The sequence below is a fragment of the Psychrobacter sp. ASPA161_6 genome, from assembly GCF_051970285.1.
GTDB classification, from domain to species: domain Bacteria; phylum Pseudomonadota; class Gammaproteobacteria; order Pseudomonadales; family Moraxellaceae; genus Psychrobacter; species Psychrobacter glaciei.
On sequence record NZ_JBEFNJ010000001.1, the window covers coordinates 1,103,900 to 1,123,487 of the forward strand.

At 44.4% G+C, this 19,588-nt stretch carries 13 protein-coding genes and 1 pseudogene; 4 read left to right on the top strand and 10 right to left on the bottom strand.

What is annotated here, in order from left to right; genetic code table 11:
• Nucleotides 1–28 precede the first annotated feature (28 nt).
• Both ACTQ9T_RS04545 and ACTQ9T_RS04550 read left to right on the top strand, forming a co-directional pair.
• The gene (locus tag ACTQ9T_RS04545; RefSeq protein ID WP_181210410.1) at nucleotides 29–463 is read left to right on the top strand and encodes a DMT family transporter; all 435 of its coding nucleotides are present in this window, start codon (nucleotides 29–31) and stop codon (nucleotides 461–463) included.
• Nucleotides 464–471: 8 nt separating this feature from the next.
• Nucleotides 472–933, top strand: coding sequence for a DMT family transporter (locus ACTQ9T_RS04550; protein ID WP_440464460.1), 462 nt, complete (start codon nucleotides 472–474; stop codon nucleotides 931–933).
• A gap of 503 nt (nucleotides 934–1,436) precedes the next feature.
• On the opposite strand, the gene ACTQ9T_RS04555 is transcribed toward ACTQ9T_RS04550, so the two are convergent.
• Nucleotides 1,437–2,216 (bottom strand): transglutaminase-like domain-containing protein, encoded by a 780-nt coding sequence (locus ACTQ9T_RS04555; RefSeq protein WP_440464199.1) that lies wholly within the window; start codon nucleotides 2,214–2,216, stop codon nucleotides 1,437–1,439.
• Between the two features lie 59 nt (nucleotides 2,217–2,275).
• Nucleotides 2,276–2,726 (bottom strand): annotated as a pseudogene (locus ACTQ9T_RS04560) (hypothetical protein); the annotation flags it as partial.
• A 209-nt stretch (nucleotides 2,727–2,935) separates the two neighbouring features.
• On the opposite strand from ACTQ9T_RS04560, the gene rsmA reads away from it, so the two are divergent.
• Together rsmA and ACTQ9T_RS04570 are read left to right on the top strand one after the other, a co-directional pair.
• A complete protein-coding gene (gene rsmA, locus ACTQ9T_RS04565) occupies nucleotides 2,936–3,799 on the top strand; it encodes a 16S rRNA (adenine(1518)-N(6)/adenine(1519)-N(6))-dimethyltransferase RsmA (RefSeq protein ID WP_440464200.1) in 864 nt (287 codons plus the stop codon).
• A gap of 78 nt (nucleotides 3,800–3,877) precedes the next feature.
• Entirely contained in the window at nucleotides 3,878–4,714 is an 837-nt protein-coding gene (locus ACTQ9T_RS04570) for a symmetrical bis(5'-nucleosyl)-tetraphosphatase (RefSeq protein ID WP_194618627.1), read from the top strand.
• Between the two features lie 53 nt (nucleotides 4,715–4,767).
• Here the strand turns inward: ACTQ9T_RS04570 and ACTQ9T_RS04575 are convergent, their stop codons facing one another.
• The 8 genes from ACTQ9T_RS04575 to ACTQ9T_RS04610 all read right to left on the bottom strand — a co-directional run bounded on the left by ACTQ9T_RS04575 (nucleotide 4,768) and on the right by ACTQ9T_RS04610 (nucleotide 19,517).
• Nucleotides 4,768–7,257 (bottom strand): site-specific recombinase, encoded by a 2,490-nt coding sequence (locus tag ACTQ9T_RS04575; RefSeq protein WP_440464201.1) that lies wholly within the window; start codon nucleotides 7,255–7,257, stop codon nucleotides 4,768–4,770.
• Between the two features lie 284 nt (nucleotides 7,258–7,541).
• Nucleotides 7,542–9,326 carry an acyl-CoA dehydrogenase C-terminal domain-containing protein gene (locus tag ACTQ9T_RS04580; RefSeq protein WP_440464202.1) on the bottom strand — a complete coding sequence of 595 codons (1,785 nt, stop codon included), beginning with the start codon at nucleotides 9,324–9,326 and terminating at the stop codon, nucleotides 7,542–7,544.
• A gap of 293 nt (nucleotides 9,327–9,619) precedes the next feature.
• Nucleotides 9,620–11,413, bottom strand: a complete 1,794-nt coding sequence (locus ACTQ9T_RS04585; RefSeq protein ID WP_352309231.1) for an acyl-CoA dehydrogenase C-terminal domain-containing protein — start codon at nucleotides 11,411–11,413, stop codon at nucleotides 9,620–9,622.
• Nucleotides 11,414–11,792: 379 nt separating this feature from the next.
• Nucleotides 11,793–13,505 carry a putative bifunctional diguanylate cyclase/phosphodiesterase gene (locus ACTQ9T_RS04590; protein WP_440464203.1) on the bottom strand — a complete coding sequence of 571 codons (1,713 nt, stop codon included), beginning with the start codon at nucleotides 13,503–13,505 and terminating at the stop codon, nucleotides 11,793–11,795.
• A gap of 366 nt (nucleotides 13,506–13,871) precedes the next feature.
• Nucleotides 13,872–14,744, bottom strand: a complete 873-nt coding sequence (locus ACTQ9T_RS04595; protein ID WP_440464204.1) for a 16S rRNA (uracil(1498)-N(3))-methyltransferase — start codon at nucleotides 14,742–14,744, stop codon at nucleotides 13,872–13,874.
• A 205-nt stretch (nucleotides 14,745–14,949) separates the two neighbouring features.
• Nucleotides 14,950–15,798: a methylenetetrahydrofolate reductase gene (locus ACTQ9T_RS04600; protein WP_194618616.1), complete on the bottom strand. Its 849-nt coding sequence runs from the start codon at nucleotides 15,796–15,798 to the stop codon at nucleotides 14,950–14,952.
• A gap of 13 nt (nucleotides 15,799–15,811) precedes the next feature.
• Nucleotides 15,812–17,236 (bottom strand): adenosylhomocysteinase, encoded by a 1,425-nt coding sequence (gene ahcY / locus ACTQ9T_RS04605; protein ID WP_210539497.1) that lies wholly within the window; start codon nucleotides 17,234–17,236, stop codon nucleotides 15,812–15,814.
• A gap of 355 nt (nucleotides 17,237–17,591) precedes the next feature.
• Nucleotides 17,592–19,517: a TonB-dependent receptor plug domain-containing protein gene (locus tag ACTQ9T_RS04610; protein WP_440464205.1), complete on the bottom strand. Its 1,926-nt coding sequence runs from the start codon at nucleotides 19,515–19,517 to the stop codon at nucleotides 17,592–17,594.
• Between the last annotated feature and the right edge of the window lie 71 nt (nucleotides 19,518–19,588).

Below are 19,588 nucleotides of genomic sequence, written 5' to 3' on the forward strand. Positions count from 1 at the left end.
CAGCGTATTGCTCATTAAGGATTTTTTCATGCAAATTTTATTGATACTCATTGTTGTGTTAGGCGGCATGGGGTTGTCTGTTGAAGCAGGATTACTTGGGCCTTTAGGGAGTCAGGTAGGCGAGCTGTGGGCAACATTGAGCATTTTTGGTGTTGGCGCTGCTCTGACATTCTTTTTGATGCTGTTTTTTAGTCCGCGAGACAGCCCTTCCTTTTTCTCACAGCCGCCTTTACTACTGGTTGGTGGTATTTTAGGGCCTGTTTATGTGGTGGTATTAACCGTGGTGACGCCTGTTATTGGCATTGCGCTGACGATGATTGGGATATTGGCTGGGCAAGTATTTCAGAGTTTAATCATAGATCATTATGGCTTATTCGAAACCATGGAACGAAAAATAGACAGCAAACGAATTATCGCTTTATTTTTCATTATTGCCGCACTTGTTTTTATGGCAAAAGGATAACCTAAATGATGCTTATTTTAATGATTTTATTAGCAATAATTGGCGGTGCGGCTTTAAGTGTTCAGGCAGCATTAAATGGTCGCCTTGGCGGCAATGTTGGCGTATTTAAAAGTGCCTTTTTAACCTTTTCTGTGGGTGCGGTTGTGACCGCTTTGCTTATTTTCTTTTTTGAGCCAAATCATACCGTTACTTTGATGGATGTCCCTAAGTGGCAACTACTTGGCGCTTTGTGTGGTGTTCCTTACATTGTCATTATGGTGGTTGCGGTCCAGCGTATTGGGACTGCTGTGGCAACGGTAGCGGTTATTTTTGGTCAGCTGAGTATGAGTGTATTAATTGATAATTTTGGTTGGTTGGGTAATGAGGCGATTAGCCTTTCAGGTAGTCGAATAGGTGCTTTGGTTTGTTTGGCAATTGCGCTTTATTTTATTTATGCTAGCAGCAAGTCTGAACCTAAAGAGGCTCAGTAATGAGCTATGCTGAAGAAATTGTAGAAACTAACATGGGAGGTTTTAATCAGACAGCTCGATCATAATGACCCATGCTGTTGATTTTATAGTCATTAAGTTCATATCTAACACTAGCAGTTCGATGCTTGTATAGCGCACCGAACATATACTGATAACTTATTGAGTGAATACACCACTTTGAAAATGGGTTTAGAGACTGAATAGGGATCAGTCCTAAAAAGGCAGCAGTCTGAGACGCTTTAGTAAAGTTTTTATCGTGCATGAGGGACAGCATCTGTCTTGGGACAATAACACCGACGCTGTTACTTGTTTGTAGCAGATCTTGGTCTTACTTATTCTTGGATATGCAACATGGCATGCCTACCGTGTCCTTGATCCGCTGAACGAAGACCTTAATCCGCAGGGTGAAGAGCGCGCAACCGCTTGAGCGAGACCACTGCCGCCTCCTGTTATGGCAGCGGTCAGTGTCTCAAACGCAGGCCTACATACCTAGGGTGAGGATCCTAAGCTTGTCTGGTCACGGATACTGATTGGTTGACAAATTCTATGGAGCCGAACGCAGTTAAGAACGCGACGCCAGACGCATCGGATCCAACACCGATGCGGGCCATCGTGTTGGCATCTGCCATGCCGGTCGGATCAATGAGGTGCCAGCTTCCCCCGAGATAGACCTCGGCCACGGCATGAAAGTCCTGTGGCGTCACATCGGGCGCATAAACGCTCGCGAACCTAGCAGGTATCGACGACGCGCGCGCTAGTGTCACGAGAACATGCGCGAAGTCGCGGCAGACGCCCTGACGTTGAACAAAACTGTCGAGCGCGGTGGTTTGTGCGTGGCTAGATCCGGGCACATAGCTAAACGCCGACTCGATCCAATCACGCATCGCGGCAATCCGTGCGCCGCCAGCGAGATCGCCAAACTCGGCGTCCACGAAGGCTTGGAACTCGTCTGACGGGCAATAGCGAGACGGCATCAAATGTTTGATCGTCTCTCCGGGCAAAAGGTGGAGTGGCGTTTGGGACAGTGCCGATATGTCCAAGATAGGACGGTCAACGGCAATTTCCGCGATGTAAGTGCAGCTAAAATCCCCTTCGGTGCGGATCCAAATCCGCTCTCCTATGCCATCATCGGCGGTAACCCGTGAAAAATGCGCAACGTCTGATGTCCAAATCTCGGCCGAACGCACCCGCTGATCCGTAAGATCGGCGGCTTCAATCTGAAGTAAAAGGTCCATCGGCGCGGAGAGTCGATAATGGAGTTTGACGTTAAGTTTCAGGATCATGTTTGAACTCTCTAAGGGTATTGATCTGGCAGGCTATATCAGAGACTGGTTTACTTAAGTCAATCAGCAATGCCTGACAGGGCTAAATTATCATAATACCGCTTTTCAAACTCAAAAGGCGAGACATAATCAACTGCACTATGCAGTCGAGCTTTATTAAACCTGAGAAGCGTTAAAAATAGATTAGTTATCGATTTAGCTTTGCAAGATGAGAGCTGTGCTCAAAGTGCCACCCATTGAATGAAGGGTTGCCAGCTCAACATCTTTCACCCCGTGCCACTGCTATTTTAGGTACTTAATCACCTCAGATTTATATAGCCCGTTGACGGTTTCAGCCAAGGAATTATTGTATGAATCGCCTGTTGTGCCAACGGAAGCAATCACGCTGCAATCAGTCATACTAGAAGTATAGCGAATGGATAGATACTGAACGTCGCGATCGCTATAATGAGTCACATCTTTAGGCTTGTTTCTGTCTGCTAGTGCTTGATTTAACGCTGCCATTGTTACTCTGACGGGTCTTGTCTTATGTTAAATGAAAATTGGCAAAAAAATTGGCAAAAAGAAGTCACTGTATCAGTTGCGCCAAGGTATGAGTAACTTATCGATAAAACGTCTCAAAAATACAGCCAAATTATGAGCTGTGGTATAATTTGTTATTATAATACCAGCATATTGCTGCCATAGCCCATTTCTCTTTTATACATTAAGACTCTTTTATGTCCAAAATTTCGTTTGATGCCCAAACCATTTCTAATAGCCTACGGGCTGCCAAACACCAACCGCGTAAACGCTTTGGTCAAAACTTCTTACATGACCGCAGTGTTATCTGTGAGATTGTTGAGAGCATTCGCTTAGAGCGCGATGACAATTTAATCGAGATTGGCCCAGGGATGGGTGCGCTGACTGAGCCACTATTGGCAGAAGTGGATGCGATGACCGTCGTAGAGCTGGATCGTGATTTGGCGGATAGCTTACGTATTCGTATCGGTGCCAATAGCCATCCAAATTTTGAAATTATTAAAGACAATGCTATGCATGTCGATTATCGTGAGTTGTATAGCGAGGAGCGCGGTAAGCTACGCGTGGTGGGTAACTTGCCATATAATATTTCTACACCGATACTTTTTCATTTGCTCAGTTATGCCGATGTGATTCAAGACATGCACTTTATGTTGCAAAAAGAAGTCGTTGAACGCATCACTGCTGACGTTGGCAGCAAGACGTATGGTCGCTTGTCGGTCATTATGCAATACCACTGTGATACGGATTATTTATTAACTGTGCCACGTGGCGCATTCAATCCGCCACCAAAAGTCACCAGCGCTGTCTTTCGCCTGACGCCGCACATTAATAAACCGGTTGTAGCAGAAGACGAAGAGTATTTCGCGATTGTGGTACGCGAAACCTTCAATCATCGTCGCAAGACCTTACGGGCTATTTTTAAAAAATCAACCTTGTTGCCGACGTTGAGTGAAGAAGATTTTGCTGCCTGCGCTATTGATCCACAAGCACGCCCTGAAGTATTGAGTGTGAAAGATTTTGTCAGTTTGAGCAATCATGCATGCAAAGTAGCAGATTAATTCATCATCCAAAAATAGTTATCTAGATATGAATAAAAATCATCGTATAAAAGTCATCACATAAAAGATAGAGGATTTATGAGTTTTCGCCACCAGTACGTCATCGGTGATCTGCAAGGTTGTTATGCGGCGTATCTGCATCTACTCGAAACATTGGATTTTGACCCTACTCAAGATAAATTGTGGTTTGCAGGTGACTTAGTGGCACGCGGCGAAGACTCACTAAATACGTTGCGCGATGTCAAGGCGCTCTGTGAGCAAGGCGCGGCGGCTACGGTGTTGGGTAATCATGATATTAACTTAATCGCTGTTTGGCGCGGTGCTGCTAAAATTAAGAAAAAAGACAAGACCGCACCAATTTTTGCTGCCGATGATTGTGATGAGCTATTACATTGGTTACGTCAGCAGCCGATACTGGCTTATCCTGATGCCAATACCGTACTGGTACATGCTGGCATCCCGCCGCATTGGACTATTGAAGCAGCAGCGGACTATGCCCAGCAGTTAGAGGCGCAATTACGAGGCAGCTTAAAGCAGCTTGATCGGTTGTTGCCACACTTATATAGCAAGACGGCCGATGATTGGCATACAGGTATCAACGGCTTTACCAAAATGCGCGCGATTGCCAATTACTTCACTCGTATGCGTTTATGCAAGCAGGATGGCACGCTCGAATTTAGCTTTACGGCAAGCTTAGATGATTCGATGCCAAAGGATTTTTTGCCGTGGTTTGAGTGGCAAGTGCCGCGCAAGCGTAAGATACTATTTGGTCATTGGGCAGCGTTAAAAGGTGAGGTTGATCTGCCACATGCGCGCGCTTTGGATGGCGGCTGTGTTTGGGGAAATCATTTATTAGCCTATCGATTGGGTGATGAAGCGGTAATAACGTCAAGTGCGCATTGTCATCCGCCATAATTATGGCAGCTCATTAAATGAAGCGTGTCATCAAAACCACCAAAACTGCCCATTTAACTGGGCAGATTGGGTGGTTTTTTCGGTTTTGGCAGTGGGGTTTTGGCATCGCCAGCACCTTTGCTATCAGAGTCAGTATTGTCTGCCTCATCACGGCTTATTTCATTACTACTAGTCGCAAAGCTATCAAGCGCCTTAGTGCTTCTATCATATTGAATATCATCGGTGTACGGCACACTATTGAGGTTGTCATCCATCAGACCATCATCGAGATCGATCACTTGTTTGGCCATGGTTGAATGGACGGTGCTATACGCTTCACGACTAGTCATCTCAGGATCAAAACTACTGTCTGATGTTTGATTATCATACTGTATGTCAGTCACTGCTGGATCATTTTTCATATTGCCTTGCATGGATTTGGGCAATATTTTTACGTCCGATAAGCGGCGAACAACGTAATTAGCAGGTATAGGCTTGCCGCCTTTTTGCCCTGAAGTGTCATCAAATATCATACGGCCTTGGCTATCGATGCGCGCATATTTCATCGGTTTGTCGCGTGGCCAAAAAAAGTCAGATGGGTGACTGATGATATGACCAAAAACCAATTTGGTCAGACGTCCCCATTCAAAGAAGCGCACTTCTTTTGAGCGTAGCGCCACGAACAAGGCGAGGGAAAAGCTGACCATCAAGTTGACGATACCGATAAGAGCAACACCAAGAATGGACAGTAAGATGACGTTCCAGCTTATATCATCAGCGGACATGTTAAACAGTCCATGCGCCAAGTTGGCTGAGGCAAAAGCAATGTGGCGAATATCAATTGGTAAGCCGAAGATAAAGCCGATAGTGGCAGTGCTGCCTAAAAACACCCCGAATAAAAAGTTGCCCATGATGGCACCCAAGTTCGCTTCTACAAAGCCACCAAAGCGCTGTAGCCATGATTTAGGCAAAAGGATTTTGAGTAACTTATGCCGCTGTATACGTGCGCCCACATGGTTATAAACCGCTAAGTTGTCATAATAACCAGCGATCAGACCCGATAAAAATAAATAGACACCAGCAATGGCAGCGTGGGGAAGGGCGAGCGAGCGAAAAGGATCAAGATCATGTAAGAGATGCCCAGCCTTCTCAGTATCAATCATCGGCGTGCCTGTATATTGCAGCCAAGCAAAAGAGATAATAAGAGCGACCGGTACCGCTAGCATTACATTACCCATGATAGCGACAAACTGGGTACGTAAAATATCGACTACCAATTCTGACAGCTTGGTTAGCTGATGAGACTTCTTGCCAGAGCCATCCGATATAGTGGAGGCAATAGCCGCCGCCGTCATGGCGGGCTGCTTGGTAGCAACGGTACCGCGAATGACATGGATAAAGACAAAACCCAAGCCATAAATCATGCTGTTGATAAATGCCCGACCCATTGGTGCGAGGGCTAAATGATAAGCCAATATCTTGGTGGTCGCCATAAAAGCAATGATAAAGCCACCGATAGAGGCTTTTTTAAACATTTTCTGATAGCCGGATTTATCAGTACTAATATAATGCTCACCGACACGGCTCGCGTTTTCAGTCACTTTGCGCGAGAGCAGTTTGGTATTATTATCAATCAAATAGCCGATACTATAGCGACGATTGGCAGTGGTAATCAGCGTTTGTATCAGTTCAATGACGGCCAGATCACGCTTGTTATAATCATCAGTCACCAGTTCAGTCAAGATACGCATACGCTGCAAGCTTTGGTCGAGGCGCAGCATCATATTGGTCAGTCGAATAGAAATACCCGTCTTATAAATACGTTTGCGAACCGTGGCAACGATATCTTCGCATTGCTCAATCATGACAAGTAACGGTGCTGGATCGACGGCTTTTTCGGGGGTGATATCAGTCAAAGTATCAAGCTCATGCGCCTGCCTATATTGATTGACGAATAAAACGGCTTCTTGGTTTTGGGCCACAAAAGAGGCTGAGTAGTTCAGCATTTGCGGGTAAGAATCCATCAAGTCAGGATGCAAGCCAAGACCGCTGATGCGATAAGATAAAATGATAATCGCGTTTAAAATACTGTTTTTCGCCGTGGCGACTAGATCTAAGTGTTCTTCTTTGACTCTCAGTAATTCAACCAGCTCATCCCATTTTTCTTTGTCGATATTGGCCAACCAACGCTCATCAGAACGCTTGTTAAATAGGTAACCAACCAACTCAACCACGGAGTCCTCTTGCGGTAGTATTGGCAAAAGTCGATGGCCAACTAAACGGCGCAAACTATTAAAAAATCCCTGATCCGACATAATGCCAGTATCGGTATAGAGTGCAATTTGCCGGTATTGGATAATGAGTTTTAGTACAAAACTGGCAAGGCCGTCACCATATTCTGGATGCTGACGAAGGATTTCAATGAGGTTCTGAATGTTATCATTGGCCAAGACCGGCTCTTTTTCAGTAACCCGTAGCTCATCTATTAAGCGTTTTAGTACCGCGGGATCGGGTACATCACTTAGCGCCGTAATCTGTTGTAAAATGCGTTTTAGTTCTGGCACGTCGCATCCTCTATCATGGTGGTTTCAACCGTTTTTATTGTTAGATTTTGAATATTATTATCTGGCGTACAACATAGGTTATGACTACAAGCTTGGTAATACTATGAAGTAACTTAAGCGATAGTTTGCTTTGCGTTATTCTAATCGGAACGATGCATCGATAGTTAATTATTTTGTTAGCAGTTATTTAAAAAATATTTTTGGCAAAAAAAGGGACAGTAGCGAGACTGTCCCTTTTGTCATGATATTTTAATTATTAAACATTAAACATTAAACATCGCTGATTAGTTAGCAGGTACATCAAAGTAGTCAAGATCAAAGTTCATCATAGGATCGCTACCTGCTTGCACCATTTGCGCATGCGCATCGATACGTGGCAATACACGACCAACGAAGTAGTCAGCAAGCTTGGCTTTGTTCGTGTAGAACTCGCCTTCTTGGCCGTCAGCAGCTTCAACCATTAACGCAAACATATACGAGTAGCACAGGTAGCCAAAGGCATGCATGTAGTCAACGGCACAGCCATTGATTTCGTTTTTACGTTCGCCAATGTTGCTCAGCACAGTTTTAGTCAACGCTTCAATCGTATCAGCGGCATCTAGTGTGGCTTGTTTGATGCCGTGATTGGCTTGCATATTATTGACAAAATCACGAATTTCACCTAAGAAATGAGTGACGTATTTGCCGTTATTGCGCGCCACTTTGCGGCCTAGTAAGTCAAGGGCTTGAATGCCATTGGTGCCTTCATAAATCTGGGCAATACGCGTATCACGAACGATTTGTTCCATACCCCATTCGCGGATATAGCCGTGACCACCAAATACTTGCTGACAATCAATAGTGGCTTCTAATGCTTTGTCCGTCAAAAATGCTTTGGCAACTGGAGTCAGTAGGGCAACGCGAGCGGAAGCCGCTTTGGCTGCTTCTGGATCGGTACTAAACTTTTCTTCATCAAGGTTCTTGGCAACATACATGGCAAAGCAACGTGACGCTTCAGTATTGGTCTTAGCATTTAACAACATGCGGCGTACATCGGCATGATGGATAATCGCATCCGCAGGTTTTTCTGGGCTTTGCAACTGGGTATCACTACGACCTTGACCACGGTCATTGGCATAAAGTGCCGCATTTTGATAAGCAAGCTCAGCACCACCAAGGCCTTGCAGACCCATAGTGACACGCTCATAGTTCATCATAATGAACATAGAGGACAGGCCTGTGTTTTCGGCACCAACCATCCAGCCTTTGGCACTATCAAAGTTCATCACACAAGTGGCAGATGCTTTGATACCCATTTTGTGTTCGATAGAACCGACTGCCAATGTATTGCGTTCACCCAAGCTGCCATCTTCATTGACCAAGAATTTTGGTACAACAAATAGCGAAATGCCTTTTGAGCCTTCTGGTGCATTAGGTGTTTTTGCCAATACTAAATGAATAATATTTTCAGTTAGATCGTGCTCACCGCCCGTGATAAAAATCTTAGTACCAGAGATGTCATAGCTGCCATCATCGTTAGGTACGGCTTTGGTCTTGATGATGCCTAAGTCAGTACCCGCATGTGGCTCTGTTAAGCACATAGTGCCAGCCCATTCGCCGTTGTACATTTTTTCTAGATAGGTTTGCTTTTGCTCTTCAGAGGCCGCTGCATTTAGGCAAAGCGTTGCGCCTACAGTTAGGTTAGGGTAAAGGGCAAACGATTGGTTAGCGGTAAAAACCATCTCTTCGGTGAGCATGGTCACCATTTTAGGAAAGCCTTGACCACCGTATTCAGAGTTACCGCTTAAGCCAACCCAGCCTGACTCAGCATATTGCTTGTATGCTTCTTTAAAGCCTGTTGGGGTAGTGACAACGCCATCACCCTGAAAAGTAGCGCCTTCTTCATCGCCACTACGGTTGATGGGCAGCAGAACGTTTTTGGTCAGTTTTGCCATTTCTTCTAAAATCATATCGACAGTGTCTATGTCAACATGAGCCAAATTGTCGTTGTTTTGCCAAAATGCATTCGCATTAAAAACATCATTTAAGATGAAGCGCATGTCATTAAGAGGGGCATTATAAACAGCCATCAGCAGTCCTTTGGTTCAAATGAATAAAAATTAAATACATTAAGATTATCAGTTGTTCTTTTTGAGTTAACCTTAATGGCTAGTAGCTAAAGTTTAGCAAATTAGAGGCTTAGCTTGTGTATTTCTTCGTGAATTATGCGTACACCAAAAACATTTATCATGCGAAATAATTGCTTTAATAGGCTTAAAAGGAATGGATAATACGCAAATCGGCAACATACTTTGGTATGTTGCCGATCGAAATTACGATAGTGATACTAATTCAACAAATCTTTGATAAATTGATGGCTTACTTAAAAGGCAAATTGATCAACATCCATCGACATGTACGGCTCAACACCAGTGCTGATGCGCTCTACGTGTGTGGTGGTACGTGGAAGCAATTTGGCAAAATAGAACTGTGCCGTCTTGATTTTAGCATCATAGAACGCAGGCTCGCTGCTGCCATCAGCAATAGCAGTTTGTGCCACAAGTGCCATACGTGCCCATAAATAAGCCAGAGTCACGTAACCACTGAAGTACATGTAATCAACCGCTGCACCGCCTACTGCTTCAGGGCTTTCAGTGGCTTGCATGCCAATGCGCGCTGTTAAGTCGCCCCATTCTTTTAGATGCTTGACCAGTGGACGGATAAATTGACCCATCTCATCATTTTCTTTGTTTTCATCACAGAAGTCTTGGATGACTTTGACAAAGTTTGCAAGCAGCTTGCCTTGTGAACCCAATACTTTACGGCCCAATAGATCAAGTGCTTGGATTTCAGTCGTACCTTCGTATAGACAAGCGATACGGGTATCACGGACGTTTTGCTCCATACCCCATTCACTGACAAAACCGTGACCACCATAAACTTGTATACCATGGTTTGCCGCTTCTAGACCAGTCTCGGTCAAGAAGGCTTTAGCAATTGGTGTCAACAATGACAGCATTTGATCAGCAAATTTAAGCGCTTCGCCTTCACCTTTTGCGACAGTATCTGCGAAATGTGAGAGATAATAGACCAATGCACGGCCGCCTTCAGCAAAGGCTTTTTCGGTCAATAGCATGTTGCGAACCGCTGGATGTACAATGATCGGGTCAGCTACTTTTTCTGGTGCTTTGGTACCTGATAAAGAGCGCATGGCCAAACGATCTTTGGCATAAGTCAATGAGCCTTGGAATGCGTACTCTGCTGCAGTCAAGCCCTGAACAGCAGTACCGATACGGGCAACGTTCATAAAGGTGAACATGCACTGTAGACCGCGGTTTTCTGGGCCAATTAGGTAACCTGTTGCGCCATCGAAGTTGATGACACAAGTGGCAGAGGCTTTAATGCCCATTTTATGCTCGATAGAGCCACAAACGACATTGTTACTATCGCCAACGCTGCCATCTTCTTGAACCGTCATTTTAGGAACGATAAACAATGAGATGCCTTTTGTGCCAGCAGGTGCGCCTGGTAAACGCGCCAATACAATGTGAATAATATTGTCGGTTAAATCATGCTCACCAGCTGAGATGAAGATTTTTTGACCAGTAATGCTATAGCTACCATCTTCTTTTGGCTCAGCTTTGGTACGGATAATACCCAAGTCAGAACCGGCGTGTGCTTCAGTCAGACACATCGTACCTGACCATTCACCGCTGATCATTTTTTCTAAATAGATGTTTTTCTGCTCATCAGTACCATGATGCTCGATGGTTTGGATCGCACCATGTGATAGGCCTGGGTACATAGAGAATGACCAGTTAGCCGTACCAACCATCTCATTGATGACCGTTGATAATGAAAACGGCATGTTTTGACCACCGAATTCTTCTTCAGCAGACAACGCAGGGAAACCAAGCTCACAATACGCTTTATAGGCTTCTTTAAAGCCCTTTGGTGTCGTTACTTTGCCGTTATCAAACTTGCAGCCTTCCGCATCGCCGCTTTGGTTCAATGGTGACAGCTCATTTTCAGCAAAGCTTGCAGCCATTTCAAATAGGCTATCCATTAGCTCGCGGTCTGCTTCTTGAAATGCAGGTAGCGTTTTGTAATGGCTTTCGCTATCGAGCAGCTCATGCATAACGAATTGAATATCACGTAAAGGTGCTTTGTATTGCATAACTTCCTGTCCTTTTGTAATGCAATCAATAATAGCTGGTCGTCCTATGACAGCGCTAGGGTTTAGCGCATGATGCAGGATTGACTATATCCAGATGGTCTGTTGAAGTCGCAGACCTATCTAAGGTATCGATTGCATAAAATAGTATTGAAAAGAATGGTGATTGTTAGAGTCAGTTTGATATTTAGTAAGCTCTAACAAATTCACTATAAAAGATAGGCTTTCATAGGCGATTATACAAGTTTGGTAACAGCACTGATAAGTCATGAACCTACCTTGCATCCGTTATGCAATCAACGTTAGGCGAAAAAAATAATGATAATAATCGACTAAAAAATGGTTGGCTCATTCTCGATTAAAATAATGACTAGGGCGTGTCTCATTTAGACAAATATTGCTGCGTTAACATTTCAGTTGCGATATCAGCAGGCACGGGTTTACTAAACCAATAGCCTTGTCCATATTTACAACCCATGTCTAACAGTAAATCGCGTTGTTGCTTGGTTTCGATACCCTCAGCGATGACCTGCATATTAAGCGCCACCGCTAACTCTAAAATAGCCTTGACGATCGCATATTGGGTACGGTCAGTTTCAATCTTAGAGATAAAACTTTTATCGATTTTGATAAAGTCAAAAGGATACTCTTGTAGATAACTTAAAGAGGCATAACCCGTACCAAAATCATCCAGCGCTAAACAAATCCCCAACTCTTTCAGTAAGTTGAGCTGTTTCTTGACATTGGCATGGCGCTGTATTAATGAGGATTCTGTGACTTCGATATGCAATTGATGGGCATGGATGTCGTGCTGCACAAATAAGTTGCTCACCATCTCAAAGAAATCAGGATGGCTAAATTCAGCAGCATCGGCGTTGATACAAATATGTTGATCGAAGCCAAGTTTTTGCCAAATAGACAACTGTTCCGCAATTTGAGTCGCCATTTGTGAGAACAGCTCAAATGACAGTTTGTGCGTGATGATGGCATTCATAAAGTGAACAGGTTTTAGCAGCCCACGAGTGGGGTGCTGCCAGCGTACCAGCGCCTCAAAGCCAGTAATAGCCCCAGTATCTAAGGAAAATTTCGGTTGATAATAGGGTACAAACTGAACATCATTGGTGGCAGCTCTAAGCTCCGCTTCCAACTGTAAACTATTGGCAGTTGCCTCATCGATGGTCTTGTTGTACCAACAGATGTCGTCACCACCTTGCTGTTTGACATACTGTAGGGCTTTCTCAGCTTTGGTCAACAACCCTATCATTTCGTAATCATTTTCAGGGAAAAAACTGACCCCGACTGAGATATGACAATAAATGGCTGTATCTTCTGCTGGCTCATTACTGACGAAAAAAGGATGCTCACACATTTGCATCAAGAGGTCTAACTGATTGCGTACGGAATTGGCATCAGTGCATTCAAATAATAAGGCAAAGTCATCACCACCAAAGTGTGAAAAACAATGCAAATCTTCGAGCTTTAAGGTTTTGACTCGTAGTACGAAGCTTTCTATGAGAGTATTAATACCGTCAGGGCCGAGTAGGCTTGCGAGGTTACGATAACGATCAATGTTTAGGCGTACAATCACGACTTCTTGATAACTTTCTAACAATAGCTCACTGGTCTGACTCAAAAAAACCTTGCGGTTGGGCAACCCTGTTAGTTGATCGTAATTGAGTAGATGAGTCATTTGTTTTCTGTCTTTTACGACCGACGACATATCGCGAACCACACCGATATAATAACCCGTTTCTCCTACGTAGATTCTTCGGTAAGTGATATGGCAATTCAGAACTTGTCCATAGCGAGTCGCTATCGAAAAGTCAATTTCATAAAATCCCTTACTGTCTAAATGACTGGTAAGATCATTTAAAATAGCTTGCTCTTCTTTTGATAAAAACTCAGCCGAATATATACCAAGTGGTCGCCCCAGCAAAAAAGATTCACTGTAACCAATCATAATCTCGTAAATAGCATTGACCGACAGATAACGAAAGTTTGCGTCTAAGATAAAGATAGCGTCTTCATATTGCTCACATAACTGTGTCAGCAGCTGCTGCTTATCTGAGAGCGGTAGGGTGGTAAAAGTAGTCATAATTGGACTCACTAAGTCAACGTCAAGTCTAAAAAATTGGTCAGTCATTGCTAGCAATAACCACCGTCAGTCATATGGATTACCTAAGCTCAGCGGCTCAAGCTATCTCCCAGTTTGCAAAGCAATAAGAAGCGTTGTATCAGAGCACTTCATTTAACCTAGGGCGTGTCCTCAATCTGGACGAAAGCGACTAAATGGGTTAAAAACGGCTAAATCTTGCCAAACTGCGTCAAACAGCTAGTCAATATCCTGATATTCTCTGCGCTGTTTCCCTTGTTTAGCTGCAATTTGTCTCATTTTTATCACCATTTTCAAAATGAGGACATGCCCTAGCCATCAGCATATATACAGAATGGCGTTTGGTGATTAATGGCTAAGCGCGTGCAACGTTGCCAAGGCGACGACAGGCGCGGTCTCTGTTCGTAGCACGCGATTACCGATCTGCCAAGGCGCAAAGCCTACTGTTTGTGCTTGCACTGATTCGTTATTACTGAGACCACCCTCAGGACCGATTAGCAGCTCAATGTAGGGTTTGTCTTGTGTTAGTGCGATTGATAGTGTCTCTGGCTGCAGAGGTTGTCCCGCTGCTGGCACGCTCATCATCAAACGGCTATCTGCTGGCTGGTTTAATACTTGATAATAAGGGGCTTCACTGAGGGCCGCGACAATGGGGCTAACCGCAGCGCTGGCAGATATGGCTGTGTCTGTAGCGTCGGTCGCTGAATCACGTAACCAGTCATTGATAGACAGTGGTGCAAGGATAAGAGGAGGGCGATTGAGGCCGCATTGTTCACAGGCGGCGATAGCGATTTGTTGCCAATGTGCCAGCTTTTTTTCGACTTGGGCGGGTTTGAGATTGACTTCGCCATGATGACTGCTGAGGAGCTGAATAGCAGTGACACCAAGCTCAGTAGACTTTTGGATGGCGTAATCCATCCGTTCACCACGACTCATTACTAGGGCGATTTTAGTCAATACAGGGGCGCTGCGGTCATCCGTTGAATGACTGAGCAAAGTAGCCGTTGCATTTTTTTTACTAATCGCTTGTAGCTCTACCTGATATTCGCCGCCAAAGCCATCAAACAAAATACCTTGATCGCCGATATTTGCGCGTAATACTCGGCACCAATGATGAACGATGCTGTCTGTTAATTCGACACTAGCACCAATAGATAATGCGCTAAGGGTAGGAAAGGTGGTGTTCAAATCGTTACTGATAGCATAAAAAAAACGTCGCACAGTCGTTTAGTCCTTTAATTGAACAATAATCCCTCTCAACATGTTAGCAGAATATGAGTGGCGGAGGGAAAGGTATTGTCACAGGTATTTGGGAAATAAAACAGGTCATGTAGAGCAGTTGTTAAGACAAGATAGATCATAAGTAAAACGAAAAAACTGGCACTCCGAAGAATGCCAGTCATTTAACAAGAAGTTCAACAAAGGTCTAAGCGGTAAGTCCCAACGCTTCAACCAAACGCTTATTCGGCTCAACCTTATTCATGCTATAAAAATGCATGGCAGGTACACCCTCATTGATTAAACGCTCACATAGACGATATACCACATCAAAACCAAATTCACGGATGGCCTTGCGGTCATCACCAAAGTCAGCCAACTGCTTACGCACATAACGCGGAATATCAGCGCCACAGCTATCGGCAAAGCGTACCAAGTTACTTGAGTTGGTAATGGGCATAATGCCAGCCACCAATGGCTGTGCTACGGTATCAATCCCACGCTTTTCTAAGGTATCACGCAAATATAAGTAGCTATCGGCGTTATAGAAAAACTGGGTAATCGACGCATTGGCGCCCGCTTGGTATTTATTGACCAAATTGTCAACATCAAACGCAAAGCTACGCGCTTGTGGGTGCATCTCAGGATACGCGGCCACTTCAATATGGAAGTGATCGCCTGAGTGTTCACGAATGAATTTTACCAAATCGACAGCAAATGGTAGTTCACCCATACCCACCTGACCTGAAGGCAAGTCACCACGTAGCGCGACTAGGCGCTTGATACCTAAGCTTTTGTAGTGCTCAAGCAATTCAGCGATTTCTGCTTTATCATCACCAATACAAGACATATGCGGCGCAATGTCAGTATCGCCGCGTGCACATAGTGCTTGAACGATATCTAAAGTGCGGTTACGGGTTGAACCGCCAGCACCGTAGGTCACCGAAAAGTACGCAGGTGATAGCTTATTCAGCTCATCATAAGTGCTGAGTAGCTTTTCATGACCCAGTTCGGTTTTGGCCGGAAAAAACTCAAAGGAGAAAGCAGGCTTAGTCACAGTCTGGCTCCTTTTAGTATTTATAAGCGTCAGGCTTAAATGGACCTTCGACAGGTACACCCAAATATTCCGCTTGTTTATCCGTCAGCTTCGTCAATGTACCGTTAAAACCGGCAACCATGGCAGCAGCGACTTCTTCGTCGAGCTTCTTTGGTAATACTCTGACGTATAAGTTGTCAGTGCGCTCATCAGCTGGCAAGTCAGCGAATTTTTCTTCGAACAAATACATTTGCGCCAATACTTGGTTAGCAAATGAGCCGTCCATCACGCGTGATGGGTGACCAGTGGCATTACCTAGGTTCACTAGGCGACCTTCAGCAAGCAAGATCAAATAATCATTCTCGTCGTCTGAGCGGAAGATTTGATGCACTTGTGGTTTAATCTCAACCCAGCGCCAGTTGTCACGCATGAATTGGGTGTCGATTTCGGTGTCAAAATGACCGATGTTACAAACGACTGCACCAGGTTTCAGTGCTGCAAGCATATGTCTATCACATACATGGTAGTTACCAGTAGTAGTAACAATCATATCCGTATCTTCTAGCAAGCGGGTGTTGATGTTTTCTGCGCCGCCAGTGTTATCGCCATTGATGTAAGGTGACAATACTTCAAAGCCATCCATACATGCCTGCATGGCACAGATAGGATCAACTTCTGATACACGTACGATCATGCCTTCTTGACGTAAGCTTTGCGTAGAGCCTTTACCCACATCGCCATAACCGATGACTAAAGCACGGCGACCAGCAAGGAACATGTCGGTAGCGCGTTTAATCGCATCGTTTAAGCTATGACGGCAGCCGTATTTGTTGTCATTTTTAGACTTAGTAACGGCATCGTTGACATTGATGGCAGGTACTTTAAGCGTACCTTTGTTTAACATCTCAACTAAGCGATGCACGCCAGTAGTGGTTTCTTCTGAGATACCGTGGATGCTATCAAGAAGCTCAGCATAATCATTATGGATCAATGCAGTTAAATCACCGCCATCATCCAAGATTAAGTTAGTATCCCAAAGCTGACCTGAGGTTTCACCGCCAACGTGAACTTGTTGACGCAAGCACCATTCATACTCTTCTTCTGTTTCGCCTTTCCAAGCATAGACAGAAATACCAGCAGCAGCAATCGCCGCAGCAGCATGATCTTGAGTTGAAAAAATGTTACATGACGTCCAACGTACTTCAGCACCTAGCGCGACTAATGTCTCGATAAGTACGGCAGTTTGGATGGTCATGTGGATACAGCCAGCGATTTTCGCGCCTTTAAGCGGTTGATCGGCTTCGTAGCGACGACGCAGACCCATAAGGGCAGGCATTTCAGCTTCGGCAAGGGTGATTTCACGGCGGCCGTAATCAGCAAGGCTGATGTCAGCGACTTTATAGTCAGTGAAAGAGGGATCGATCGTATGGGCAGATGGTGTAGTAGACACTGCGTCCATAATATGCTCCTATCAGTGGTTAACGTATGATAAAAAGAATAAAAACGCAGGTGCCGTTGTTTGCGCTGTGAGCGACCAAAATAGGGCGCTCGACAGTTAACCGAGCCTAACATAACTTATAATTTGCATGATTTTAGTCTCTCAATGCAATATCTATGGTCATGGCGCAACACCTCTCGGAGGCCGTTATTGTAATAGATGATCCATGAATTGTCACCTGTTGGATAACATAAATAGCTGACGGTTTAGGTCTGTAAAATGTCGAGCGGTAATATAAAGCACTAAAAAAAGGCCATCGATATTGATGACCTTTTTTATTCTCAGTTCAGACTGTCTGAAGGGTACTAAGAAAAACCTAGTACCAGTTATAGGTCAAAGAGGTGAAATAGTTGATACCATCAGTGTCGTAACCGGGTAGAGTAATATACTTTTCATTAGTAATATTGTCTAAACGTGCTGCCATGGTTAGGCTGTCTGTTAGCTGGTAGTTACCGCTGATATTAAACAATCCATAATGATCGACAAACTGCGATTCTGCATTGGCAACGTTGCTATAGTAGTCACCGACATATTCATATTCGGCACGAATGTCAAAGCTTGATAAGCGATAGCCTAAGTAAATCAGACCTTTATGCTCAGGACGAATGGCAAGAAAATTACCATCGTTGTTCCCGCCACTATTGTCTTCTGCCTGCTGGTAGTCATAGCTACCACCAAATAAGTAATTATCGACTATCCAATCTGATGTTAGTGTGAGTCCTTCGATTTTGGCTTCATCGACGTTTTCGCTAGAGCCTGCATAAGGATTGCTAGGCGTGGGGCTTGCGACATAGCTGATTAAGTCGTCAACTTTGTTGTGATAGCCTGTCAAACGAGTAGATTGAATAGGAGTATCGTATTCAATAAAAGCTTCATAGTTATCACTGGTTTCTGGTGTTAGTTCAGCATTGCCACCGAAAGGTGAGTATAGGTCATTGAAGCTCGGCGCTCGGAAACCTTTAGCATAACTAACGCCGATACGTAGATTAGGATTGATGTGTAGCGCACCACCTAGGTTGTAAGTAGTCTCATCACCATACTGTGAGTTATCATCATAACGTAGGTTTGCTTGTGCATCGAATTGATCATTAGCCAATACATAACCCAAAAATGCACTGGTCACATCACGGTCATCAACGTCATAGTCAGTCGTATCAATACTTTGGTTTAAATACTCTGCACCGTAAATGCCTGTACCGATAGGTAGGGCATGCTGACCGACTAGGCTGACTTGATCTTGCTCTGTATCATAGTTACTGCTATAGGTTTCTGTGTCTATGTTGTCGATAGAGTGCCCATACTGTAGCTTCACCGAAGCGCCTGGCTGGTAGCGCCAATCAACGAACGCTTGAGCCGCACCCGTTTCTTGATCAGAATAAACGTTTTCTGCAGCGCCATTATCAAAATAAGTCGTTGACTCGCTATACAGAGCACTAGCCCCTACTGACAATTGATCATTGATACGCTGATTTAGAGCAATGCTAAAGTTATCACTTTCGAAACCATCATCGTCTTTGTTGTAAGGGGCGTATTCATTACTAGGATCGGGTAGCGTTGCATTGATACCATCTGTTTCGTTGTGGCTGGCTGAAAGGCTCAAAGCGGTGCCAGTATCATTGACGAATTGTGCGCTAGCACCGTATAAGTATTGATCATTTGAGCCAACACCAGCGGTAACCGACATGCTGCTTTGATCTACATTGCTGCCTTTGGTGAATACTTGAATCACACCACCCATCGCGTCTGCACCATAAATACTAGATCCTGACGCACCATATAGTATTTCGATACGATCGATCTGGTCGGCTGGTAGTAAATTTAGGGCACTATTACCTGTGCTTAACGAGCTATAACGTATGCCATCAATAAGTACCAAGATTTGCTTACCATCATAACCGCGCATATAAAGATTGGAAACGGTGCCCATGCCGCCGCTTGTATAGTGACTGATGCCAGGCTGACGCTTCAGTGCTTCTAAAACTGTCTGCCCTTGATAACGGCGCAATTCTTCGCTATCAATCACGCGAGTTTGGGCGATTACGTTACTGGTTTTGGTAGGCGTACGCGTCGCTGTCACAACGATTTTATCAAGCTCGACTTGTGGCAGCTCACTATCATTGACTGTCTCTAAGTCAGGGTCAGATGGCGTGACAGCCATGGCTGTATTTACGGCAAATACGCCAAGTGCGCTTAAAATACAGCACCGCAAATAAATAGACGAAGAAGAGCGTGTTAACAACATAATGATTCCCAAGGTTACAAAAGCAAAAGTTAAGAAGGTAAAATTTACAAAAAACAGTAGACAAGTTACAC